The organism is Bdellovibrio sp. MYbb2, from assembly GCF_056175685.1.
Genome location: NZ_JBJKJI010000001.1, coordinates 636919 through 659418, shown reverse-complemented (window position 1 = coordinate 659418; position 22500 = coordinate 636919). Strand labels below are relative to the sequence as shown.

At 47.7% G+C, this 22500-nt stretch carries 22 protein-coding genes; 13 read left to right on the top strand and 9 right to left on the bottom strand.

What is annotated here, in order from left to right:
- Window positions 1-78 precede the first annotated feature (78 nt).
- The 10 genes from dnaA to AC04MQ_RS03200 all read left to right on the top strand — a co-directional run bounded on the left by dnaA (window position 79) and on the right by AC04MQ_RS03200 (window position 11403).
- Window positions 79-1494: a chromosomal replication initiator protein DnaA gene (gene dnaA / locus AC04MQ_RS03245; RefSeq protein WP_475391058.1), complete on the top strand. Its 1416-nt coding sequence runs from the start codon at window positions 79-81 to the stop codon at window positions 1492-1494.
- Between the two features lie 232 nt (window positions 1495-1726).
- Entirely contained in the window at window positions 1727-2833 is a 1107-nt protein-coding gene (gene dnaN, locus AC04MQ_RS03240) for a DNA polymerase III subunit beta (protein WP_011162627.1), read from the top strand.
- The gene (gene recF / locus AC04MQ_RS03235) at window positions 2833-3957 is read left to right on the top strand and encodes a DNA replication/repair protein RecF (protein WP_015089213.1); all 1125 of its coding nucleotides are present in this window, start codon (window positions 2833-2835) and stop codon (window positions 3955-3957) included. Before dnaN ends, recF begins: the two co-directional genes overlap by 1 nt.
- A 77-nt stretch (window positions 3958-4034) precedes the next feature.
- The gene (gene gyrB, locus AC04MQ_RS03230; RefSeq protein ID WP_015089214.1) at window positions 4035-6479 is read left to right on the top strand and encodes a DNA topoisomerase (ATP-hydrolyzing) subunit B; all 2445 of its coding nucleotides are present in this window, start codon (window positions 4035-4037) and stop codon (window positions 6477-6479) included.
- A 23-nt stretch (window positions 6480-6502) separates the two neighbouring features.
- Window positions 6503-8986: a DNA gyrase subunit A gene (gene gyrA, locus AC04MQ_RS03225; protein ID WP_051026247.1), complete on the top strand. Its 2484-nt coding sequence runs from the start codon at window positions 6503-6505 to the stop codon at window positions 8984-8986.
- Window position 8987: 1 nt separating this feature from the next.
- Entirely contained in the window at window positions 8988-9785 is a 798-nt protein-coding gene (locus AC04MQ_RS03220; protein WP_475391055.1) for a tetratricopeptide repeat protein, read from the top strand.
- Complete coding sequence (locus AC04MQ_RS03215; protein ID WP_015089217.1) at window positions 9785-10021, top strand: AtpZ/AtpI family protein; 237 nt, start codon at window positions 9785-9787, stop codon at window positions 10019-10021. The genes AC04MQ_RS03220 and AC04MQ_RS03215 overlap by 1 nt, the downstream gene beginning before the upstream one ends.
- Window positions 10018-10374, top strand: coding sequence for a hypothetical protein (locus tag AC04MQ_RS03210; protein WP_041576707.1), 357 nt, complete (start codon window positions 10018-10020; stop codon window positions 10372-10374). Before AC04MQ_RS03215 ends, AC04MQ_RS03210 begins: the two co-directional genes overlap by 4 nt.
- On the top strand, window positions 10364-11053 hold the full coding sequence (gene atpB / locus AC04MQ_RS03205) for a F0F1 ATP synthase subunit A (RefSeq protein WP_015089219.1): 690 nt from the start codon (window positions 10364-10366) through the stop codon (window positions 11051-11053). The genes AC04MQ_RS03210 and atpB overlap by 11 nt, the downstream gene beginning before the upstream one ends.
- Before the next feature lie 32 nt (window positions 11054-11085).
- A complete protein-coding gene (locus AC04MQ_RS03200) occupies window positions 11086-11403 on the top strand; it encodes an ATP synthase F0 subunit C (protein ID WP_011162635.1) in 318 nt (105 codons plus the stop codon).
- A gap of 98 nt (window positions 11404-11501) precedes the next feature.
- Here the strand turns inward: AC04MQ_RS03200 and AC04MQ_RS03195 are convergent, their stop codons facing one another.
- A complete protein-coding gene (locus tag AC04MQ_RS03195) occupies window positions 11502-12422 on the bottom strand; it encodes a hypothetical protein (protein WP_015089220.1) in 921 nt (306 codons plus the stop codon).
- Between the two features lie 145 nt (window positions 12423-12567).
- Between AC04MQ_RS03195 and AC04MQ_RS03190 the strand changes: the two genes are divergently transcribed.
- The gene (locus tag AC04MQ_RS03190; RefSeq protein WP_015089221.1) at window positions 12568-13044 is read left to right on the top strand and encodes a hypothetical protein; all 477 of its coding nucleotides are present in this window, start codon (window positions 12568-12570) and stop codon (window positions 13042-13044) included.
- A gap of 44 nt (window positions 13045-13088) precedes the next feature.
- Window positions 13089-14066, top strand: a complete 978-nt coding sequence (locus tag AC04MQ_RS03185; protein WP_475391051.1) for a MerR family transcriptional regulator — start codon at window positions 13089-13091, stop codon at window positions 14064-14066.
- 33 nt (window positions 14067-14099) lie between these two features.
- On the opposite strand, the gene AC04MQ_RS03180 is transcribed toward AC04MQ_RS03185, so the two are convergent.
- The 8 genes from AC04MQ_RS03180 to AC04MQ_RS03145 all read right to left on the bottom strand — a co-directional run bounded on the left by AC04MQ_RS03180 (window position 14100) and on the right by AC04MQ_RS03145 (window position 21653).
- A complete protein-coding gene (locus AC04MQ_RS03180) occupies window positions 14100-15467 on the bottom strand; it encodes a phosphomannomutase/phosphoglucomutase (RefSeq protein WP_015089223.1) in 1368 nt (455 codons plus the stop codon).
- A 47-nt stretch (window positions 15468-15514) separates the two neighbouring features.
- Window positions 15515-16465 (bottom strand): 4-hydroxythreonine-4-phosphate dehydrogenase PdxA, encoded by a 951-nt coding sequence (locus tag AC04MQ_RS03175; protein WP_051026248.1) that lies wholly within the window; start codon window positions 16463-16465, stop codon window positions 15515-15517.
- The gene (locus AC04MQ_RS03170) at window positions 16458-17402 is read right to left on the bottom strand and encodes a peptidylprolyl isomerase (RefSeq protein ID WP_475391049.1); all 945 of its coding nucleotides are present in this window, start codon (window positions 17400-17402) and stop codon (window positions 16458-16460) included. The genes AC04MQ_RS03175 and AC04MQ_RS03170 overlap by 8 nt, the downstream gene beginning before the upstream one ends.
- The gene (locus tag AC04MQ_RS03165; RefSeq protein WP_015089226.1) at window positions 17395-18363 is read right to left on the bottom strand and encodes a peptidylprolyl isomerase; all 969 of its coding nucleotides are present in this window, start codon (window positions 18361-18363) and stop codon (window positions 17395-17397) included. The genes AC04MQ_RS03170 and AC04MQ_RS03165 overlap by 8 nt, the downstream gene beginning before the upstream one ends.
- Window positions 18364-18375: 12 nt before the next feature.
- Window positions 18376-19185, bottom strand: coding sequence for a peptidylprolyl isomerase (locus tag AC04MQ_RS03160; RefSeq protein WP_015089227.1), 810 nt, complete (start codon window positions 19183-19185; stop codon window positions 18376-18378).
- Window positions 19186-19232: 47 nt separating this feature from the next.
- Window positions 19233-19766, bottom strand: coding sequence for a lysophospholipid acyltransferase family protein (locus AC04MQ_RS03155; protein WP_235046204.1), 534 nt, complete (start codon window positions 19764-19766; stop codon window positions 19233-19235).
- A 134-nt stretch (window positions 19767-19900) separates the two neighbouring features.
- The gene (locus AC04MQ_RS03150; protein ID WP_015089229.1) at window positions 19901-20869 is read right to left on the bottom strand and encodes an electron transfer flavoprotein subunit alpha/FixB family protein; all 969 of its coding nucleotides are present in this window, start codon (window positions 20867-20869) and stop codon (window positions 19901-19903) included.
- A 10-nt stretch (window positions 20870-20879) separates the two neighbouring features.
- Window positions 20880-21653, bottom strand: coding sequence for an electron transfer flavoprotein subunit beta/FixA family protein (locus AC04MQ_RS03145; RefSeq protein WP_475391047.1), 774 nt, complete (start codon window positions 21651-21653; stop codon window positions 20880-20882).
- 180 nt (window positions 21654-21833) lie between these two features.
- Between AC04MQ_RS03145 and AC04MQ_RS03140 the strand changes: the two genes are divergently transcribed.
- Window positions 21834-22493, top strand: coding sequence for a succinate dehydrogenase cytochrome b subunit (locus tag AC04MQ_RS03140; RefSeq protein WP_041576713.1), 660 nt, complete (start codon window positions 21834-21836; stop codon window positions 22491-22493).
- Window positions 22494-22500: the final 7 nt, after the last annotated feature.

Genomic DNA, 22500 nt, shown 5'->3' with positions numbered 1-22500 from the left:
CACATTGCGACATGAAGGTCAACTGTTGAAAACTTCAGCTCCCCTTGTTAAGAGGACCCAGCGCTTGAGGGGAATCACGTGGAATTAAACTCGTCTTTTTGGACACTTATCAAAACAAAGATGAAAAGCCGGAACGACAACAATAAGTTGTTGGATACTTGGCTTGATCCTATTGAGTACGTGAGCACCACGGGCTCGGCGGATCGTCCGCGCCTGGTCCTTGGAGTACCCAACGCCCTTCACCAGTACTTCGTTATCGAGAACCTGCAGGATAAGATTTATACTGAGATTTCAGATACTTATGGTAAGCCTTTCGAGGTTGAGTTCAGTATTACGGGGAACAAAATAAATTCTCATATTGAGACATCCACAACCCCGGACGAGGTTTTAAGCGGTTCTGAGATCCTCCAGGCTCAATTGGCACGTGCTCAGAATATCCAGCCTACTCAACCAAGGTCCAGTTCGGATACTTTGAACTCTGAACTTACTTTTTCGACCTTTGTCGTGGGGAAAAACTCAGAGTTTGCCCATGCAGCCTGTTTTAACGTCGCCCGAAACCCAGGGGCTGATGATTACAACCCTCTCTATATATATGGACCGGTCGGAATGGGTAAAACCCATCTTTTGCATGCGGCTGGGAATTATATTCGCGAACAATATCAGCAACTTAGAATTACCTACATCTCGGCAGAACGCTTTATGAATGAATGTATTTCTGCCATCCGTCGCCATGAAATGGATAAGTTCCGCCAGAAGTACCGTGAAAACTCGGACATCCTTTTGGTGGACGACGTTCAGTTCATCGCCCGGGGTGAGGCCGTTCAGGAAGAATTCTTCCACACCGTGAACAGCTTCATCGACAGCCGCAAACAGGTCATCCTGGCCAGCGATCGTATGCCCAAGGATATCCATGGCCTTGAAGACCGCAGCCGCACCCGTCTGGAGCGTGGCTTAATTGCAGACATCACCATGCCGGATCTGGAGACCCGTATTGCGATCCTTCGCTACAAAGCTGAAAAATTCAACGTGCGCCTGCCTGAAGACGTCGTGAACTACATAGCCAGAATATCCAAACGTTCCATCAGAGAGCTTGAAGGCAATCTGAAGAAGGTGAAGATGTTCTCCGAACTTCAGGGTCTGCCGATTGATCATGAACTGGTGAAGCGTATTTTGGCCCACCACGAAACTCAAAGCACGATTTCTGTGGAAGAGATTATGAAGCTTGTGGCAGATCATTTTAAAGTGCGTGTTTTGGACCTTAAATCTTCAACCAGAGCCAAGCCGATTGTCGTTCCACGTCAAATCGCGATGTATCTGATTAAGAAGTTCCTGGATAAATCTTTGGTGGATATCGGCAAGTCTTTCGGAGGCAAAGATCACACAACTGTGATGAATGCTCTGGAACGGGTTAAGAATATACAGGCGGCGGACCAGGATATCGCCAAAGATATCGAAGACTTGGAACAAAGAATCCACAATATCACAGGGGTGTGAATGTGGACTGTGGAAAGAGTTGTGGAAGAGTTTGGGGCTTAAAATGTGGATCTGAGTTACCCCCAAAAAAGGCTCAAAAACTGCAAAGTTGTACAGAGTCTTTATCCACAAATGTTTTTTAGTGTTTACATGGACTTAGGGGATTTGTTAGGTTTTCCACGCCCCTACTACTACTACTAGATATTTATATATATAGAATTAGATAATAAGAGCGTTCAAAAGAGGGTCTTTCATGAAATTAGAGATTGATAAGCGAGATCTGTTAAGTCTTATCGGAAAAACACAGAACATTGTTGAGAAGCGCAACACCATGCCCATCCTCATCAACGTTTTGCTGGAAGCTGATCAGAACACTTTGAAAGTTTTTGCAACCGATCTGGAAGTAAGCCTTACCGATCAGATCAAAGTTCAAGTTCACCAGGCTGGTAAAGTGGCCGTCAGTGCAAAAAGTCTTTTCGACATTGCCAAGGAACTTTCTGAAGGTCCGATCACTTTGATCAAAAAAGAAAACAACTGGCTTGAAATCAAACAAGGCAAGTACACTTCCAAAATCGTTGGTATCTCTGCTGAAGAATATCCGATCTTCCCTACTTACAATTCTCAAGCCTTCATCAAAATTCACGCTCAGGTGCTGAAAGAGATGATTGATAAAACGATTTACTCTGTTTCCACAGACGAGACTCGTTACCACCTGAACGGTGTGTTTTTTGAATTGAATCCGCAGACAGGTTTCAAAATGGTTGCGACCGATGGTCACCGTATGAGCCTGGTAAACAAACCTTCCGAGGACATCAAGGTTAACGCCACTCAAGGTGTGATCATTCCGCGCAAAGGTTTGCACGAAATCAAAAAAATTCTTGAAAGCATCGACGGCACTGTGGAAATAGCTGTGGAAGGCTCCCAATTCGTATTGAAACATTCATCAACAATTCTGATGATTCGTTTGATCGAAGGAAAGTACCCGAATTATCAACAGTTTATTCCACAGAAGCTTCCGCAAAAAGTGATGATCAGCCGAGATGCATTCCTGACTTCACTAAAGCGTGTGTCTTTGTTGGCGAATCAGAAATCCAAGGCGGTGTTGTTGAATCTTTCCAACGGCCGTATGGAGATTTCCTCGAACAATCCGGAACTGGGTGATGCGAAGGAAGAGATCGAAGTGGATTACATGGGCGGCGAAATCAAAATCGGTTTCAATGCAAAGTACATCACCGACATTCTGACCAGCATGAACCAGGACAAAATTGATTTCGAACTGAATGATCATCTTTCACCAGGATTGATGAGACCTCACAACGACCAGACTTACACCTGCGTTGTGATGCCAATGAGAATCTAATGATTTTCGAAAAACTGCGTCTGGTTAATTTCCGAAATTATCGGGACGTGGTTTTGTCCTTCTCTCCGCGAGTGAATGTTTTCCTCGGAGAGAACGGACAGGGTAAAACTAATCTCCTTGAGGCGATGTACATGATCTCTCAAGGGGACTCCTTCCGCTACTCTGACAACTCCACCCTGATCAACTCGAACACATCTGAGTCGGTTATCCAGGCGCTGATTACTCAGAACGATCTTCATTACAAACTGAAGTTAGGTCTTTCAAAAAGCCGCAAGGTTTTAACTTTGAACGACAAGCGTGTGAATTCGGCCGACATCCGAAAAATTTTTGCCAGTGTTGTGTTCAGTCCAGAAAGTCTTTCTTCGATCAAAGAAGGGGCTGACCACCGCCGTGAACTGGTGGATGAGCTGCTGGTGACTTTTGACCGGAAAAACGCCCATTTGATTGCCGATTACCGAAAAGCGCTTAAAACGCGCAACAAGATCCTGAAGAACTTTTTGGAGGGTTTGCAGGACAAAGTGGTCACCGAGAACCTTTTGGAGTCTCTAAACCCCCAATTTGTGCGTTTAGCGACCGATTTGACCCATGCCCGCATCACGGCATTGCAGGGACTTTCCAAAGACTTCAATAATGCCATGCAGTATATTTCTGGCAATTCCACTGTGGATATCTCGGTGGAATACCTTGTTTCTGATCAAAACGCGGTGAGTTTCACACGTGAAGAAGTCGAAAATGCAATCACAAAACGACTTCGTGAACTGCATGATGCGGAGCTCTCAAGCGGGACAAGTTTGGTGGGTCCTCATAAGCACGATATTGTGTTCCTATATGGGCAAAAAGACTCACGATTTTTCTGTAGCCAGGGGCAGCAGAGAGCGATCATTCTTTCTTTCAAAATGGCCCAAATTGTGTATCATAGGAAGGCTCACGGGACCTATCCTGTGCTGATGTTGGACGACGTACTTTCCGAGCTTGATAAAGCCAAAAGAGATGCACTGATTACGTTCTTACACGAGATCAATACGCAGATTTTTGTGACAACCACGGATTTCACATTGCCCGATTCTTTCAGCCTCGATCAGCTTTCCGTTGTGCGCATCAAGGATGGCCAAATTCTTGAGTAGCACTTTTCAGTTTTCAAACTGGAAGTGAATGATGAACGCGACGCCTTCGAGAGTGAATTTTCACGGTACCGAGGGGTATGCAAAGCAATGAGGGGTTCCCAGTGTCAGCAGAAGAACAAAAATCCTATTCGGCCGATTCAATTCAGGTTCTAGAAGGTCTTGAGGCAGTTCGTAAGCGTCCCGGTATGTATATCGGTGATACCGCTTTCAAAGGCTACCATCACCTTGTGTATGAAATTGTGGATAACTCGGTAGACGAACACTTGGCTGGCTACTGCAAAAAAATCAGTGTCTCCATCAACGCCGATGAATCCATCACTGTCGAAGATGACGGTCGTGGTATTCCGGTTGCTACTCAGAAACAAACCGGCAAATCTGCGCTTGAGCTGGTTATGACCGTTCTGCACGCCGGTGGTAAATTCGACGGCGGCGGTTATAAAGTATCCGGTGGTTTGCATGGCGTGGGTGCTTCTGTTGTGAATGCACTTTCTGACCGTGTGTCTGTTGAAGTTCAACGTGATGGTCACTTCTGGAGACAAAACTACGAGCGCGGGAAAATCCTGGCGCCGGTGGCTCAGGGTGAAACCACCACAAAAACCGGAACGAAGGTGACTTTCAAACCGGATCGCACAATCTTCAAAGATGAAACTTTGAGCTACGACTTCACCACTTTGGCGAATCGTTTCCGTGAATTGGCGTTCCTGAATGCGGGCCTGCATATTTCTTTGACCGATGAACGTAACGGCAAAAAGCAGGACTTCCAGTATTCAGAAGGTGTGGCTGAATTCGTGAAGTACATGAATCAGTCCAAAAAATCCCTGCACAATGAAGTGGTTTACTTCAAAGGCGAAAAAGACAACGTCGAAGTTGAAATCGCGATGCAGTGGAATGATTCCTATTCTGAATCTGTTTTCACATATTGCAACAACATCAACACACATGAAGGTGGTACTCACCTTGTTGGTTTCCGTGCCGCTTTGACCCGTACGACGAATGCGTATGCGACGGAAAAGAATCTTCTGAAAGATCTGAAAGCCAACCTTGAGGGTGAAGACATCCGTGAAGGTCTGGCAGCAGTTATCTCTGTAAAGGTTCGTGAACCACAGTTTGAAGGTCAGACAAAAACAAAACTGGGTAATGCCGAAGTAAAAGGTATTGTTGAAACCCTGGTAAATGAAAAACTGGCTGACTGGATGGACCGCAATCCATCAGTTGCAAAAAACATCATCATGAAATGCGTGGAATCCGCGCGTGCCCGTGAAGCTGCCAGAAAAGCCCGTGATCTGACTCGTCGTAAGACGGTTTTGGATGGCGGTTCCCTGCCAGGCAAAATGGCGGACTGTCAGGAACGTGACCCGGCTCTTTGTGAACTGTACCTGGTGGAGGGTGACTCCGCAGGTGGTTCCGCGAAGCAGGGACGCGATCGTCGTACCCAGGCGATTTTGCCGTTGAAAGGTAAAATCCTGAACGTCGAAAAAGCGCGTTTTGACAAAATCATTTCCTCTGAAGAGATCAAAGTCATCATCTCTGCATTGGGTACCGGTATCGGTAAAGACAACGTGAACGTGGATAAAATCCGCTATCACAAAATCATCATCATGACCGATGCCGACGTCGATGGATCCCACATCATGACTTTGCTTTTGACGTTCTTCTATCGTCAGATGCCTTTGGTGCTTGAGCGTGGTTATGTGTATATCGCGCAACCACCGTTGTACCGTGCGAAAAAAGGCAAAGAGGAAACTTACCTGAAAAATGAAGCGGCTTTGACTGAGTATCTTCTGAGCTCGGGCCTTGGTAATTTCAAAATCAAAGGCAAGGAATCCCTGCCGGAAAAAGATCTGCGTCAGTTGATCCTGAACATCCAGCGCTTCAATGACCTTCTGCGTGTTTCTTCCAAGAAATACGACAAAGATGTGCTGTACTTCCTGCTAAGCAAAGTGACTGATTTTGAGAAGACCTTCACGGATGCGAAAAAAATCGAACAGGTTCTTACCGACCTGGGTGCGTGGGTTAACTCTGATCAGACTTTGGGTATCACCGAATACAAAGGCGAAGTTAAGACCGAAGCTGAAACCGGAAAAATGTATGCTGACATCTACACTGTTCGTTACGCAGACCGCATGACAACAAAATTCAGCACAGACAATCTGCGTTCTTCCGAGATCATCGAGCTTAGAAAAATCTGGGCCGATATTCAGGCGATCAGCACTTTGCCTTTGACGATTCTTGAAGGTGAAAACGAAGTTCAGTTTGAAAACTACAACGACTTCTACACTCACGTTATGGAATCCACGAAAAAAGGAATCTACATCCAGCGCTATAAAGGATTGGGAGAGATGAATCCGGAGCAGTTGTGGGAAACCACTCTGAACAAGGAAAACAGAACTCTTCTGAAAGTGACTATCGACGATGCTGTTGCCGCCGACGAAACCTTCTCTATCCTGATGGGTGAGATGGTTGAACCTCGTCGTCAGTTTATCCACGACAATGCATTGCTTGCACGCAGCCTGGACGTTTAATTTTTTAAGGGATTTGAAAGTTTATGGAAAATAATCAAGAAGAAAAAGGCGTCACGTTAGTTGATATCAGCAAGGAGATGCGCGGAGCTTATCTGCAGTACTCCATGTCCGTGATCGTGGGCCGTGCCCTGCCGGATGTTCGTGACGGTTTGAAACCGGTTCACCGCCGTGTCTTGTTTGCACAAAGTGAAATGAACAACCGCCACAACAGACCGTACCTGAAGTCTGCCCGTGTGGTCGGCGACGTGATCGGTAAATATCACCCGCACGGTGATGCTTCCGTTTACGATACCATGGTTCGTATGGCCCAGGATTTCTCCCTGCGCTACCCGCTTGAAGATGGTCAGGGGAACTTTGGTTCCATCGACGGTGACTCTCCGGCAGCCATGCGTTACACCGAGATCCGTTTGACCGCTTTGGCAGAAGAGCTGCTGAACGATCTGGAAAAAGAAACTGTTTCTTTCGGTCCGAACTACGATGACTCTTTGTTGATCCCGACGGTTCTTCCATCCAAGTTCCCGAACTTGCTGGTGAACGGTTCTGCGGGTATCGCGGTTGGTATGGCGACGAACATTCCTCCGCACAATCTGGGCGAGGTTATCGACGGATGTATCCATCTTATCGGAAATCCTGACTGTCAGATTGAAGACCTCATGCAACACATCAAGGGTCCGGATTTCCCGACTTGCGGTGTGATCGCCGGCCGTGAAGGCATCTTGCAGGCTTATAAAAAAGGCCGTGGCATCGTCACTATCAAGGCGGTTGCAGAAATCGTTCAGGTCAAAGACCGTGAAGAGATCATCATCACCGAGATCCCGTACCAGGTGAATAAAGCCAAGCTGATTGAAAGCATGGCGGACCTTGTTCGTGACAAACAAATCGAAGGTATCTCTGATATCCGTGATGAATCTTCCCGTGAAGGTATGCGTATCGTTGTTGTTCTGAAACGTGGTGAAAACGCCAGCGTGATCCTGAACAGACTTTACAAGTACACCCAGATGCAGACGAGCTTCGGTATCATCATGCTAGCGTTGGATGCGAAAAACCAACCGGTGACTTTCGATCTGAAAGGCATGCTGGAAGCGTTCGTTGATCACCGTCGTGACGTTGTCACGAAACGTTGTATCTTCGAATTGAAAAAAGCCCAGGAGCGCGCGCACATCCTGGAAGGTCTGAAAAAAGCCCTGGATCACATTGAAGAGGTGATTAAAACCATCCGTGCTTCCAAAGAGGCTAACGCCGCTCGTGAAGCGTTGATGTCGAAATTTGAATTCTCTGAAAGACAGGCTATTGCGATCCTGGAAATGCGTTTGCAACGCCTGACGGGCCTGGAGCGTGACAAGATTGTTGCGGAACTGGCTGAGTTGATGAAACAAATCGACTGGCTGAAATTCGTTCTTTCTGATGTTCGCGAAATCTACAAAATCATCGTGAGCGAACTGGAAGAAGTGAAAAAACGTTACGCCGATCCAAGACGCACTCAGATCACTGGTGACTTAAGCGATCTGGAAGACGAAGACCTGATTGCCGATGAACCGATGGTCGTGACTGTGACCAACACGGGCCTGATCAAACGTATCCCGGTTGAAGAATACCGCGTGCAAAAACGCGGTGGTAAAGGTCTGAAAGGCATGGAGACCAAGGACGAAGACTACGTAACGGACATCTTCTCTGCGAGCACTAAAACCATGCTGTTGGTCTTCACTGACAAGGGTAAAGTTTACTGGTGCAAGGTTCACCGTCTGCCGTTGGGCTCCAGAACTTCCAAAGGGAAGTCTTTGGCGAACGTGGTTCAGCTTTCAAATGGTGAAAGTGTTCGTGCGATTCTGCCGGTGAATGAATTCAGCGAAAACAAATACGCTGTGATGCTGACTGAAAAAGGTGTGATCAAGAAAACATCCCTGGATGCTTTCGCAAACCCAAGAACTGCAGGTATCATCGCACTGACCACTGATCTTGAAGACGGTGTTATCGATGTGAAGATCTCTGATGGTCAGTCAGACATCTTCATCGCGACCAAAGAAGGCATGTCCATCCGCTTCAACGAAGCTGATGTGCGCGAGATGGGCCGTACCGCCCGCGGCGTGAAAGCAATCACTTTGGCAAAAGACGATGTCGTGGTGGCAATGGAAGTTCTGGAGAAGAACACCAAAGACACCATTTTGATGGTGACCTCCAAAGGTTACGGTAAACGCTCAGAAACGGGCGAATACCGCATCCAGTCCCGTGGTGGTGTGGGTATCATCACTCAGAAAACGACAGACAAGGTCGGTCTGGTCATCGGCACCAAAAAAGTCGCAGACAACATGGAACTTATTCTTTCCACCGATAAAGGACAGGTTATCCGCATGAAAGTGACGGACATCTCTGTTCTGGGCCGTAACACTCAAGGTGTTCGCCTGATCAATATCGATGAAAAAGACGAAACCGTGACTGGTGTTGCGGTTGTGGCGGAAGACGATACGGCGGCGGAGGAAACTCCGGCACCGGAAGGCGCACCACACTAACATGATCAGAGCCTTGCTGGTCGTTCTAGTTTTGGCTCTGTCCGCCTGCTCTTCACAGGAAGAGGCGGATTTTAAACAAGCTCAAAAATCCATATCCCAGGGTCATCATCGGATCGCCCTGGGGTACCTGGATCGGGTTATTAAAAGAAACAGCGACAGCAAATTCCCGCTGGAAGCTGCCCGTGAAGCCGCAAGAATCTCGTTCTTTGAGATCAAAGACTTCAATAAAGCCATCAACTATCATCATTACATTGTTCTGCATTCAACCGACGAGGCGGAACGCCTTGAATCCCAGAAACAGATTGCTTCGATTTATTTCAACAATCTGCAGAACTATCAAATGTCGATCATTGAATACAGCAAGCTGCAACAGATGCCTCACACGGATCTGGAGGCGGCCCAGTACAAGATGAACGTGGCGCGAGCGCAGTACTATCAGAACAATTTCTTCCAGGCTGAATCTGAGATTGATTCTTTGCTGAAACTAAAAAGCGATGACAACATCCGTTTCAGTGGTTTGATGCTTAAGGGTAATATCCTGGTTGCGAAGAAGGACTTCAAGAATGCCGCCGCGATCTTTAAGGAACTGATTGATAAGTATCCGGACAAAGCGGTTCAGGAAAATGTCGCCCTGACCCTGGCGGTTTGTTACGAAGAAAATTTGGACATCAAAAACGCCATTGCCGTGCTTGAAGAGCACCGGGGCAAGTACAACCCTCCTGAGTATATCGAACTGCGAATCAAGCGCCTGCAGGAGCGTATGAAGAACGCTCCGGGAGCGAAAGGGTTCAGGAAGTAATGAAAAAGTATATAATCTTTGCATCCATCGGCTTTGAACTTGTCGGTTTGATCCTGGGATGTTTTTACCTTGGCCAATATCTTGATCAAAAGTATCAAACCAAGGGTCTTATCTTTGCCGGATTAAGTCTTGCGTGTTTGGTGGGCTGGCTGATCAGGGTTGTCTGGTTGCTGAATCGAATTCAGAAACAAGATGAGAAAGAATCAGAATCCAAGAAACCACCCGGGACGCCATGAAATATGTACTCGCCATTCAAGCCCTAACCACCCTTCTTGGGGGCGTCCTTCTGTGGCTTTTTGCCGCACCACAACAGAGCTATTCCTTCATTTCAGGCGCTTTGGTCATTTTGGTGAGCTTTTTCCTGATGGGATGGGCCTGGGGATTGATCTTCAGTAAGAAATTGGTTGCCCTAGCTATCGGGATCATTGTATTTAAGTACGCGATTTTAGGGATTATTATCTTTAAGCTTGTAGATCAAACTTGGTTCGACACTTTGTGGTTCGCACTGGGAGTCGCAAGTTTTATTCTTTCAGCGCTTGGATATGCGGTGAAAGAAGCCTTAAGAGAAGGAAAAGAAGATGTCATTTAACTGGACACAATTGGTTCCGGGTGTTGGTCACGAGTACGCACACGTTGCGACTCTGGGTATTGCCACTGTAGCAGCAGTAGGTATCGGTGCAGCTGCACGTGCTTCCCTTGGTAAAGGTGAAACCGCTGTATTGCCAGCAAGCAAGTTCTCTTTGCGCGGTATCTTCGAGCTTCTGACTGAGATGACTTCTGGTCTGGCTGACATGGTTATCGGCGAGCACGGTAAACACTACATCCCGTTTTTTGCTTCCGTGTTCTTCTTCATCCTGTTCAACAACTTGTTGGGCATGATCCCGGGTATGACTCCGGCGACTGAAAACATGAACACCACATTCGGTTTCGGTGTGTTGATGTTCTTGTTCTATAACTTCCAGGGTGTAAAAGAAAACGGACCTGTTGCTTACCTTAAGCACTTCATGGGCCCGGTTATCTTCCTGGCTCCGTTGATGTTTGTGATCGAGATCGTTTCCCACATCGTTCGCCCATTCTCTTTGGGTCTTCGTCTTGCGAACGTAATGATGGGTGACCACACGGTTCTTTCCGTGTTCCTTGATCTGGTTCCAATCGGTGTACCAATTCCATTCTATGTAATGGGATTGTTCGTATGCTTTGTTCAGGCTTTTGTATTTACTTTGCTTTCAATGGTCTACGTGGCATTCGCGATTGCACACGATCACTAAAAGGCAAATTTTTAAACCATAAGGAGTTCCACATGAAAAAAATGATCATCGCAGCTATCGCTATGTTCGCATCTTCTTCCGCTTTCGCTCAAGAAGCAGCTGTTGCAGTTACTGAAACTGTAGTTGCTAACTCTGACCGCGGTCTTGTTGCTATCGCAGCAGCTCTTGCAATCTCTATCTCTGTATTCGCAGGTGCAATGGCCCAAGGTAAAACTGCTTCCACAGCTTTGGAAGGTATCGCTCGTAACCCAGCGGCTTCTGGTAAGCTTTTGATCCCAATGATCTTGGGTCTAGCTCTTATCGAATCCCTAGTTATCTACGCTTTGATCATCGCTTTGGGCTTGAAATAATTCAGGCTTGATCTTTTGATCAAGAAGGCCGGTTCAATGGTCTTTAGAAACCCACAACTTTCATCGGTTGTGGGTTTTTTATTTTATGCTGATGAATTCTAGTACGCCGGCGTAAGCGACTTCTTCAGCCCGGTGCTTTCATACACTTTCACACCGTCCTTCTTTAACTCTTTCGCCTGATGGCAGACCGCCTTAAGCTCTGTTAGCAGTGCCTGATCCTGCGCCGTAAGAGTCTTTGCCAGATCCACGCAGTCTTCCAGAATCAAACGCAAAGCCTCCTGGGCCTTGAAGGACGTATTATAAACGTAGCGGTCACTTCGTTCGATGTCTTTGTGAGTAAAACCGTGAGGCTTGTGAGTCACATGGTAATTGCGCAGAAGTTTCTCGATGGTGGTTTCTTCAAGGCTAGCGGAGCGCTCAAAGAAAATCTGCATTTTCGCGTAAAGAACAAAGCTCTGGATCGTGCGTTTCTTGTGCTCCTCATCCCGATATCCTCCCAAGTTGCGAAAGGACTCTTTGGCGTCAAAGAAGTCCTCTTGCGCGTCTTCAGAATGCATCAGGTGCATGGATTCCCGGGTGTCATCTTCCATCAAACGAGCGCGATCAAACAGGTAGTGCGCAAACTCGTGAATCACCGTCCAGTCATCGACACTTTCAATGAGTAAAATCGTCGGCTTTTTCACCATGTAGGCATAGTTGGTTTCGGTCATGTACTGCCCGATTGCGCCTTCCGAAAACAGCTTGATAAACTTGGCAGGAATAAGGTCTTCAGTGGCGTAGGGAAGATACGGCACAGTGATGGGCAGATTTTCCGGATCCTTCACGGCATAGACATCAATACCGAAAGACTGCACGTAGGTGATCTTTTCCTTCAGCGACATATGCAGCATCGGGGTCAGCAGATTCAGCTGGATGTTCTTTTCAAAGTCCACGGTCGTACAGTCCCGGCAGTCCGCCATAGAAACGGAAGCACTAAAAGCCACAGAAAGAATCACAGCTGCCAGTCGAATCAGAGTCATCACTTCACCTCGTGGGGTCTTAAATGCAAATGATATGACAGCTTAAAAGCCCCAGATTTCAGGATAGAAATTATAAGTGTCGAATACTTAGACAGGGGCCTTTTTCCGTCTTGAGAGGCCGTTAAGGCCTTGGTATTTATGGAGTATGAAGCAATTTGAAAACCGCTGGATCTTTGAGTTCTTTGAAGAAAAGTCCGACGCCATTATCAAGTCGATGTTCGGTGGCCTGGCGCTTTATTACCAGGGCCAGTTGAAGATGTTGTTGTCTGAAAATGCCGGCGATTATTCCTATCGCGGCAAAGAATACGACTTTGAAGTGTGGAATGGTGTTTTGATTGCGACGGACCGAATTCATCACGAATCCCTGTTAAAGCAATTTCCTTTTCTGGTAAATCATCCGGTGCTGCCGAAGTGGTTGTATCTGCCTTTCACCTTTGAAGGATGGGAAGAACGCATTGAAATGATCACCCGTCTGGTGCGAAGTGCTGATCCGCGTGTGGGTGTGTGGCCCCAGGAAAAATCGCGCAAGAAAACGAAAAAGAAATCCGTCAAAAAACTGGTTAAAAAGAAAGTGGCCAAGAAATCCGTCTCTAAATCAAAAAAACCTGCGAAACGCCATTGACCTTAACCCAGCGTCAACGTTGAGAGTTGTCTTTAGAGGTAAGAATGAAAAACTGGCTGACGATCGGACAATTTGCCAAAGCTTCGGGCCTTTCCCCCAGAGCCCTGCGCATTTATGAAGACATGAATCTGCTGGTGCCACCCTATCGTGGGGACAACGGCTATCGCTATTATCAGGAAAGCCAGCTTTCCGAAGCCGCTCGGCTGAAAGAGTTTAAAGACCTGGGATTTCAGCTGGAAGAAGTGAAAGCTCTTCTTCAGGCTGACCGCGAATTGGATAAATCACGTCTGGTCAGGTCACTCAGTCACCGTCTGGATCTGGTGCGTGAGCAGTCCGATCAGTTGCAGGATCAGCGCCGGCAGATAGAACAACTTCTTTCCTCTTTGAAGAACAACACAAAGCCCATCTCGGCTGATGAGAGGAGAGCAATCATGAGTTATCAGGGTAATCCGGCCATTGTGGTCACAGGAATCCAGGGCCTTCAGAAAACGGCTGAATATATTCAAAAGCACCTTCAGGACCGCCACATTCCCCTGCTGTTCTGGAGTGAAAATCTGGAACTTCCAGAGTCCTATATTCTTGTTCTTCCCGAAGACAACCTCGGGGATAAAGGTGTGGAAAACCTTGCGCCCAATGTGATTGTCCTGAATTCCGTCAGTGGTTCGGACAGTACGATTCGGGAAAAGTATCTGCGTCTTTATAACTTTGTTGGCTCTCATGTGACGACGGTGATTCATGCGGAAGATCAGGCGCTGCTTGAGATTGTTTCCAACGAAAGAATCAGAGGCACCTACTACCAGTATTATTCAAAAAACCGCGCTTTGGAAAAGCAGATCAAAAAAATCGGCGGACTGGTTTGTTCCGGCAGTGAACTTTCGATGTACGGATATAATCTGCAGAAAGAGGCTGTACATCTGAAGCTGGAGAGCCCTTTGGGATTTACTGACGAGCTGGCACTTTTAAGTTCACTCGCAGCCGTGATGAAACTGGGACTGCCGACAGAAAGTCTTTGTCTGAAATAAAAAAAGCCGGGTTCATCACCCGGCTTTTCATTTTTAAAGATACTTGTTTACGATGGCTTCAACGCGGTTGCGGATCGCATCCAGCCCCGCCTGGGACGAGGATTCGTAACGAACCACCACCACTGGCTGTGTGTTGGAAGAGCGGCACAGTGCCCAGCCGTCAGCAAAGCTCAGGCGGATACCATCCGTAAAGTCCACTTTATAATCAGCACCCTCTTTAGCCGGGAAAGCCTCAATCATTTTTTCAACGATCAGAACCTTCTTTTCTTCAGTGGTGTCGATGCGGATTTCTGGAGTGTTGAAAGACGGAGGCAAACCTTCCAGCAACTGTGGAATTGTTTTGCCGGTTTTTGCCAGGATTTCCACCAAACGCAAAGCTGCGTAAGGAGCATCATCGTAACCGTGATTGCGGTCGGCAAAGAACACGTGACCGGACATCTCGCCACCGAATGGCGCTTTTTCAACTTTGATTTTTTCTTTCACCAAAGAGTGTCCGGTTTTCCACATGATTGGCTGACCACCGTGTTTGGCAACATCGTGGTACAGACGATCAGAGCACTTCACATCGCCAATGATCTTAGCCCCTTTTTGTTCAGCCAAAATCGCGCGGGAAATGATCACCATCAATTCATCACCGTAAACCATGCGGCCCGTGTGATCGACAACACCGATACGGTCGGCATCGCCGTCAAAGCCGATGCCCGCCACGGCGCCCTCTTTAAGAACCTGGGCCTTAAGGTCCACCAGGTTTTCTTCAACCGTTGGATCCGGGTGGTGATTCGGGAATGTGCCATCTGGCTGTTCAAACAAAATGGTGGGTTTCAAACCGCAGGCTTCAAACAAGCCGCGCACCACAGATCCGCCAGCACCGTTACCGCAGTCCAAAACAACTTTGGTGTCTTTGATGTGGCCGAATTCTTTAGCGTAACGTGCGTAGTACATTGGCTTGATGTCGAAAGATTCTTCTGAACCCTGACCGTCAATGAATTCGCCTTTTTGAATGATGTGCAAAAGTTTCTGGATTTCGACGCCAAAGATGGTGCCTTTACCCACAGAAATTTTAAAGCCGTTGTATTCTGGAGGATTGTGCGAACCAGTTACCTGAACCGCGCCATCGACTTTCAATTCAAACGTGGCGAAGTAACAAACCGGCGTGGTTACCAGACCCAGGTGAATAACGTTCGCGCCTGAATCCATCAGACCTTTTGCAAGATTCTTGATGATGGCCGGAGAGCTTTCACGCGCATCACAGCCCAACGCCACGGTTGGATTAGTGATGTTCTTGTTTTGTTTCATGTAAACGACGTAAGCGCGACCCAGCAGGTAAGCAAAGTTGTCGTCGAACTGTCCGTTATAGACGCCGCGAATGTCGTATTCTCTAAAAATGACGGGTTGAAACATATATCACCTCAATTATTTCAAGGGCTTAGGATTATAATTTCTGCGCTCTAGAGTCGAGCTAATTTTACCGCCCAGCGAACGGCATCAATCATCGAATGGGGGTTGGCTTTGTTTTTACCAAAGATATCCTTGGCAGTGCCATGATCCACACTGGTGCGAATAAACGGGATCCCCAGGGTCATATGCACGCCACTGTCCTGCCCGTGAATCATTTTAAACGGAATCAGGCCCTGATCGTGATACAGGCTCAAATATACGGAATATTTCTTCCAGTTTTGCGGGAAGAAAGCCGCATCCGGAACCAAGGGTCCTTCAAACGGAATCTTCTTTTCTTTGGCAAAACTTACAAGCTCGGGGAAGAACAAAAGCTCTTCCTGCCCGATCAGGCCCGCCTCGCCGGCATGGGGGTTGAGCCCCAAAACGCCGATGGGTTTTTTAGCCTGGGCTGCGGGAAGCTTCTTTCTTAGTTCATTGGCGTTAAGAAGTGCTTCCGCCAGCACGCTGAAACTTAAGTGCTTGGTGATTTCTTTCACCGGTAGATGTGCCGTTGCCAGAACCACGTTGAACTTTTCACCGACAAAACCCATGTGCACATGTTTGGCGCCGGAAAGTCTTTTTAAAATATCCGTGTGTCCCAGGTCTTTAAAGCCCGCCGCTTTGATCGAGGTCTTCGACAGGGGCGCAGTGGCCAGCGCGTGAATATCTTTCTTCAGGCAGGCTTTGGCGCTTGATTCCACCCATTCTGCAGGTGCGAGGTCCGAGGCAATATCAATCAGGTAGGGACCTTCGATTTCCAGAGCCTGGGAAAGGTCATCCACGGTGATACGCTCAAATTTTTGATCAATCAGTTTCAGATACTTTTGTGAAGCACCGTCTTGGCGCCACAACAGAAACTGCACGCCTTTTTGTGGACCCAGGTGATGCAGAGCCTTGGCCGTGACTTCAAAGCCAATGCCATCCACATCCCCGGTCGTAAGTGCGATTCGAAGTTTACTCATTGATACGGATGAAGGATTCATCGCGTTTGGATTGCAGCCAGTTTTTCAACTGACGTTTGAAGCTGTTTTCCAGAAGCTGCGCCTTGATCTTGTCTTTGGCGCGTTCAAACTTCGGATCGGTGGTCAGTTTTTTACCGGTCAGTTTCACGATGTGGAAGCCCATGCGGGATTTCACAATCGGAGTGGTCTCGTTCACTTTCAGGCTGGAAATAGCCTCTTCAATTTCCGGAAGGAAGTCGCCGGATTTGAAAGTTCCCAAGGCGCCACCGGTGGAGAAATTGGGATCTTCACTGAACTGCTGCGCCAGGTTTTCAAAGTTTTCACCGCTGCGAAGTTTACCCAGCACGGTTTCAGCACGTTTGATGGACGCTTCCGCGCCGCCTTTTTTCGGGTTGAAGAAGATGTGGGAAACCGAGAACTCGTCAATGGAAGGACGGTTGTTCGGATTCGTTTTCAGGTATTCATTCAAAGCGTCTTCATCAGAGATGCGCAGTTTGGAAATGATCTCGGCATCCATCAAAGAGCGTTTTTCAATGCTGTCTTTCAGGAAGCGGCGATAGTCATCCATGGAAACGCCCTGTTGCTGAATCACTTGTGCCAGTTCTGTTTCGCTGACCTGGTTTTTGCGGGCCATTTCTTTCAGTTCGGATTCCACGCGATCGTTGGTGACGGCCAGATTCAGACGTTTGATCTCTGACTGCAGGATCTTTTCGTTGATCAGGTAATCCAGCTGCGCTTTGCGGTTGCCGACAAGGCTGGTGGCTGGTTTATCAAACAACAAAGACTCATCAACCATGCCCTGTTTTGGAATGCGTTTTACAAGATCTTTGAAGTCAGATTCCAAAACCAGTTCGCTATTTACGATAGCCACAGTTTTTTCCACAATCTCGGCATGACTTGGTGTAGCCACTAGCAAAGCAAAAAGAAGATTAATCATTGGTTCCTCGTGTATCCACCTTGATGGAATTCATCAGTTCATAGTCCTTTAAGACTTTACTACTTCTGAGCTGGGCATCAAGCCACGCCACGTATTCCGCCTGCTCGCGTTGTGCGCGAAGCGCCCGGATAATCTGTGGTTTGACCTCTTCCAGCGACAAAGTGGAGGCCGGAGCCTTCTTTTCCACACGAATCAGATGGATTCCGAAGGGACTTTTGATTGTTTGCACGCCGGAACCGACGTTAAACAGGGGATCAAAGTAATCCACCGAGCCTTTTTCAATCCAGCCTACAACCCCACCCTGCTTGGCTTCAGGAGTGATGGAATACTTTCTTGCAAGTTCCGCAAAATCGCCGGTTTTCAGGTCGACTTTGATGGCGTCAGCCTTGGCGTCCTCGTCCACCACGATCTGGCGCAGGTACACGCGCTCTTTGCGCTTGTAACGGTCCTTGTTGTCTTCGTAGTAGCGTTTGATCTCTTCTTCAGTGGGGGCCTTGACCTTTTCGTTGATCTTTTTAAAGACCTCTCGTTCGACCAGGGAATATCTCAGTTCTTCACGCCATTCCGAAAATGACAGATTTTCCAAAGCCAGGGCCCGGCGGAAAGAAAGATCATCCGGATAGTTCGCGCGCAGTTTGTCGACTTCTTTATCCAGGGTGTTTTCCGATATCACGATACTCTGAGCCCTTGCCCAGTCCAGGGTCAGGCTTTTCACCAGGAAGTCGCGCAGAATTTCTTCTTTGATACGGTGGATGTTGTTGGGATCCTTTGCCGCCAGGGCGTCGAAGTTTCTTAGTCTTCGTGCCAGCTGGTTGGCGAACTGCTTGGAGGTCAGAACGTGATCATTCACCTTCTCCACGGGTTTCGTGGAGAGTTTCTGATAGCTTGATGGACATCCCGCCAAAGCGAGGCTCATAAAAATAAAAAGCCCCGTCAGTGCGGGGCTCTTTGAAAATTTCATCGGATCAAATCCTTATTTAAGAAGACCTTTGTTTTCTTTGATCGGATAAGACTTCTTCATTCTTTCGAAGTAGTCGTTAAAGACCTGTTTTCTTTTTTCATCGAAAACGGCCGCTCTGATCTGGCGTTTGTTCGCGTTCTCAAAGCTTCTGCGACCGGTCAGTTTAATAACGTGGAAGCCAAACTGAGTTTCGATAAGCCCCGTAACCTCACCGACCTTCATGTTGACAACCGCTTCGTAGTAATTCGGAACCAGTGTCACGCGGGATTGCCAGCCGATATCGCCGCCAACCTGCTTGGAAAGAGCATCATCAGAGTAAAGCTTAACCAGCTCTTCAAATGGTCTTTTGCTCTTTTTAACCTCTTCGTAGATTTCTGTCGCACGTTTTTTTGCTTCAGCCACCTGCGCCGGAGTAGCCCCTGCTTTAAACTCAATCAGGATGTGGCTGGTGCGAAGTTCCGGATTTTTGGCATACCATGCTTTCATTTCCGCATCAGAAACCTGGATCTTCTGAACACGCTGACCGATGTCTTTTTCCAGAAGGGCTTTGTACATCTCCTGGTCAAAGCGGGATTGAACGACAGGGTCTTTTTGCAGATTGCGCTTTTCCGCCTCTTGAACACCCATTTCAAAGCGAACCAGGTCTTCCAGGAATTGTTCTTTGGTTGGCGGGTTGATGGTCTGAGACTTCACTTCGTTGTACTTTTTATTGAAGTCTTCAAGCGTGATAGTTTTTTTACCCACCTGAGCCACGACGTCCGTGGATTTCTGTGCAAAAGCGGTCGCAGAGATGAGCAACAAGATGCTGATTACAAGTTTCATGCTTCAAAAGTCCCTTTAAAAAGTTGAATGAGAACTATGCTAAAACGCTAGCACTGGGCATCATTATCCGCAATGAATTTAAGAGCTTGCTGCCTAGCTTGGTGCAAAAGAGCCTCTAACTCTAGAGCAAGGTCTGGGTTTCGCGGATCGATTTCTTTGCTCACTGGAGCCATCGGTCCCACCCAGTAAATGATCACTTTGGCGAAGGGTTTTGGCAGGAAAGTTTTATTCCATGATCTTGGGAAATGAATCGCACGATCACACGCCACGCCCGCGGCGTAAATCGGACCGTGAATCATGCGTGAAAGCTCGAACACTCCGGGTTTGACTTTGTGTAACGGGCCTTTTGGACCATCCACAGCAAAGCTGCAATTTCCCCCGTCTTTTACCAAACGCAAAAGACCTTTCAAGGCTTGCACCCCACCACGCGTGGAAGAACCGCGACTGGTTTTTGCCCCCAGCCATTTCAGCACGGTCGCCATCAGTTCGCCGTCCTTGGATTGCGAAGCGATGGTGGCAATACGGTATCTTTTGACGATGGATAAAAGTGCCAGCTCATCACCGTGAAAATGCGCAAGCACCACCGGAGATGGAGTTGCGGAATCAACAGATTGTTTCAGGGAGTCAGGCTCGATAAGCCGAACCCTCCATGTCCATGAGAGGGTTCGGTAGAAGACGAAAACAATAATCGGAAGAATATACTTTCTAAACACGATTAGTGGTGAAGAGCTTTTTTGAACTCTTCTGTCAGTTTTGGAACGATATCCAGGGCGTCACCCACAATGCCGTAAGTCGCTTTCTGGAAGATCGGTGCGTTGGCATCGCTATTGATTGCCACGATCACTTTGGATCCGCTCATACCAGCCAAGTGCTGGATAGCGCCGGAGATACCCACCGCGATGTACAAAGTCGGAGCCACTGTTTTACCAGTCTGGCCAACCTGCATGCCGTGACCAACCCAGCCCGCATCAACAACTGCACGGGAAGCACCTACCGTGGCACCCAAAACGTCAGCAAGATCATTCAAAATCTTGAAGTTTGCCGCTTCTTTCAGACCACGACCGCCGCTGACAACGATGTTAGCTTCAGTCAGATCCAATTTCTCGGAAGCACCTTTCACGATTTCTTTGATCAAGGTTTTAAGGTCTGCCGCAGCTGCCGCGTGTTCAACCACGTTTGCAGTTTTAGAAGTGTCCGCTGCCGCCACTGGAAGCTGATTGGCGCGCATCAAAACGATTTTAACTGCGCTGTTTTCAAAGTTCACCGTCGCAAAACATTTGCCGGAGTACATTGGTTTAACCGCAGTCACGTTGTCACCGGAAATAGTCAAAGTCGTGCAGTCACTTGCAATACCCACGCCCAAACGAGCCGCCACGCGAGGGAACAGATCCTTGCCGGTGGAGGATGCGGAAGCCAGGATGATGGAAGGCTGAACCTTGCCGATGATCGCTGCGATGTTTGCAGTGAAAGCCTCTGGATTGTATGAATCCAAAGAAGCGTCTTTAACCACGTGAACTTCAGAAGCACCATTGTGACCCAAAGCTGCGGTCACATCACCTGCGTGAGAACCGAAAGCCACCGCAACAACCGTGTTGCCGGAAGCGGCTGCCGCCTGAAGAAGCTCTTGAGAGCTGCGTTTTAGTTTACCGTTTGTGTGTTCAGCAAAAACCAGAATTTTACCCATGTCTTAATCCTTACAGAACCTTCGCTTCATCGCGAAGAAGTTTAACCAGCTCGGACGCTTGTGCAGAAGCATCGCCAGAAAGCATTTTTACAGCTGGTTTATCAGCCGGAAGAGTAAAGCCGGAGTATTTGATTTTGATTTCAGAAGCCGGGATGTTCAAAGAAGCGAATTCGATTTCTTTGATCACTTTCTTTTTGGCTTTCATGATGCCTGGAAGACTTGCGTAGCGAGGCATGTTTAAACCTTTGTTCGCCGCCACAACCGCTGGAGTCATCATTTGCACTACTTCTTTTGCACCACCTTCGATGTCGCGCTCAACAACAACGTTTTCGCCATTGAAATTGAATTTCGATACCACTGTGGTGTGAGGAACGTTCAGGAATTCAGCCATCATCTGGCTGACAGAGGAAGCATTGTCATCAATTGCAAGTTTGCCGGAGAAGATGACTTTTGCGCCGCCTTCAGCCTTGATCACTTCAGCCAAAGCTTTTGCCGTGGCAAAGTTGTCCAGACCTTCGCCGTTAACCACGAGCGCTTCGTCAGCGCCCATAGCCAATGCCGTACGCAAGGATTCAACCACACGAGCCTTTGGTCCAACAGACAGAACCCATACTTGGGATCCCGGATTTGCGTCGCGAAGCTTGTTGGCTTCTTCAACCGCATACTCGTCATAAGGGTTCATAACCCATTTAATACCCGCCGTGTCGATACCAGTCTGGTCGGGAGAGATCTTAATCTTTGTTTCGGTGTCAGGCACCTGCTTGATACACACAAAAATCTTCATGTTTTACCCCGTTTTTAAGAGGGTTTCGTTCTATCCCAAGTCCAGGAAAGGCAAAACTAAATTGTATATTTAACGTGTCGCGAAACATGACGGGGGACATGGACAAAAAGCTGCACCCGGGAGTATGGTAAGTGGAAACTTATTGAGAAAATACACACCAAAAACAAGGGGTTCTACACCATGTCTGGATTTCTCGGATCTACCGTCGGGAAAAAGTACCTAATGGGAATCACCGGTTTAGTATGGGCGGGATTTGTTCTCGCACACATGGCCGGCAATCTACTCATCTTCGTAAGTAACGATGCCTACAATGCTTACGGCCACGCACTCACAAGCGGGAATATCATCTACGTCGCAGAAACCGTTCTGGTTCTGGCGTTGATCGTTCACGTTTTCTGCGCCATCAGCCTTACGAAAAACAATCGTGAAGCGAAAGAGCAGAAATACGCAGTGGCGGCAAAAGGATCGAAGCGCGTTTCCCTGGCTTCAAGAACAATGGCGATTCAAGGATCTTTGATTCTGATCTTCGTTATTCTTCACCTGATCACTTTCAAATACGGCACACACTATGAAACCACCGTTAACGGCGTGGTGATGCGTGACCTGGCGAAACTGATGTTTGAAGTTTTCCAAAGCCCTGCTTACATCGCATGGTATGTGGTGTGTCTGGTTCTTCTGGGCTTCCATCTTAGTCACGGTGTTGGTTCCACCTTCCAGTCATTGGGTTTGATGGAAGGCACTTACAGAGACACGTGGAAAAAACTCAGCTACGGATATGCCGTGGTTGTGGCTGCGGGTTTCATCGCTCAACCTGTTTACATTTTCCTTATCGGTAACTAAGGGGACA

What these genes read in the sequence shown, in the direction of transcription:
- AC04MQ_RS03140 (WP_041576713.1), top strand. Translation starts at nt 21,834, where the DNA reads ATGTCTGGATTTCTCGGATCTACCGTCGGGAAAAAGTACCTAATGGGA.
- AC04MQ_RS03180 (WP_015089223.1), bottom strand. Translation starts at nt 15,467, where the DNA reads ATGTTTCAACCCGTCATTTTTAGAGAATACGACATTCGCGGCGTCTAT.
- AC04MQ_RS03145 (WP_475391047.1), bottom strand. Translation starts at nt 21,653, where the DNA reads ATGAAGATTTTTGTGTGTATCAAGCAGGTGCCTGACACCGAAACAAAG.
- AC04MQ_RS03160 (WP_015089227.1), bottom strand. Translation starts at nt 19,185, where the DNA reads ATGAAACTTGTAATCAGCATCTTGTTGCTCATCTCTGCGACCGCTTTT.
- AC04MQ_RS03200 (WP_011162635.1), top strand. Translation starts at nt 11,086, where the DNA reads ATGAAAAAAATGATCATCGCAGCTATCGCTATGTTCGCATCTTCTTCC.
- AC04MQ_RS03215 (WP_015089217.1), top strand. Translation starts at nt 9,785, where the DNA reads ATGAAAAAGTATATAATCTTTGCATCCATCGGCTTTGAACTTGTCGGT.
- AC04MQ_RS03165 (WP_015089226.1), bottom strand. Translation starts at nt 18,363, where the DNA reads ATGAAATTTTCAAAGAGCCCCGCACTGACGGGGCTTTTTATTTTTATG.
- AC04MQ_RS03210 (WP_041576707.1), top strand. Translation starts at nt 10,018, where the DNA reads ATGAAATATGTACTCGCCATTCAAGCCCTAACCACCCTTCTTGGGGGC.
- AC04MQ_RS03220 (WP_475391055.1), top strand. Translation starts at nt 8,988, where the DNA reads ATGATCAGAGCCTTGCTGGTCGTTCTAGTTTTGGCTCTGTCCGCCTGC.
- gyrA (WP_051026247.1), top strand. Translation starts at nt 6,503, where the DNA reads ATGGAAAATAATCAAGAAGAAAAAGGCGTCACGTTAGTTGATATCAGC.
- atpB (WP_015089219.1), top strand. Translation starts at nt 10,364, where the DNA reads ATGTCATTTAACTGGACACAATTGGTTCCGGGTGTTGGTCACGAGTAC.
- AC04MQ_RS03150 (WP_015089229.1), bottom strand. Translation starts at nt 20,869, where the DNA reads ATGGGTAAAATTCTGGTTTTTGCTGAACACACAAACGGTAAACTAAAA.
- AC04MQ_RS03190 (WP_015089221.1), top strand. Translation starts at nt 12,568, where the DNA reads ATGAAGCAATTTGAAAACCGCTGGATCTTTGAGTTCTTTGAAGAAAAG.
- AC04MQ_RS03170 (WP_475391049.1), bottom strand. Translation starts at nt 17,402, where the DNA reads ATGATTAATCTTCTTTTTGCTTTGCTAGTGGCTACACCAAGTCATGCC.
- dnaN (WP_011162627.1), top strand. Translation starts at nt 1,727, where the DNA reads ATGAAATTAGAGATTGATAAGCGAGATCTGTTAAGTCTTATCGGAAAA.
- AC04MQ_RS03175 (WP_051026248.1), bottom strand. Translation starts at nt 16,465, where the DNA reads ATGAGTAAACTTCGAATCGCACTTACGACCGGGGATGTGGATGGCATT.
- AC04MQ_RS03195 (WP_015089220.1), bottom strand. Translation starts at nt 12,422, where the DNA reads ATGACTCTGATTCGACTGGCAGCTGTGATTCTTTCTGTGGCTTTTAGT.
- gyrB (WP_015089214.1), top strand. Translation starts at nt 4,035, where the DNA reads ATGCAAAGCAATGAGGGGTTCCCAGTGTCAGCAGAAGAACAAAAATCC.
- AC04MQ_RS03185 (WP_475391051.1), top strand. Translation starts at nt 13,089, where the DNA reads ATGAAAAACTGGCTGACGATCGGACAATTTGCCAAAGCTTCGGGCCTT.
- recF (WP_015089213.1), top strand. Translation starts at nt 2,833, where the DNA reads ATGATTTTCGAAAAACTGCGTCTGGTTAATTTCCGAAATTATCGGGAC.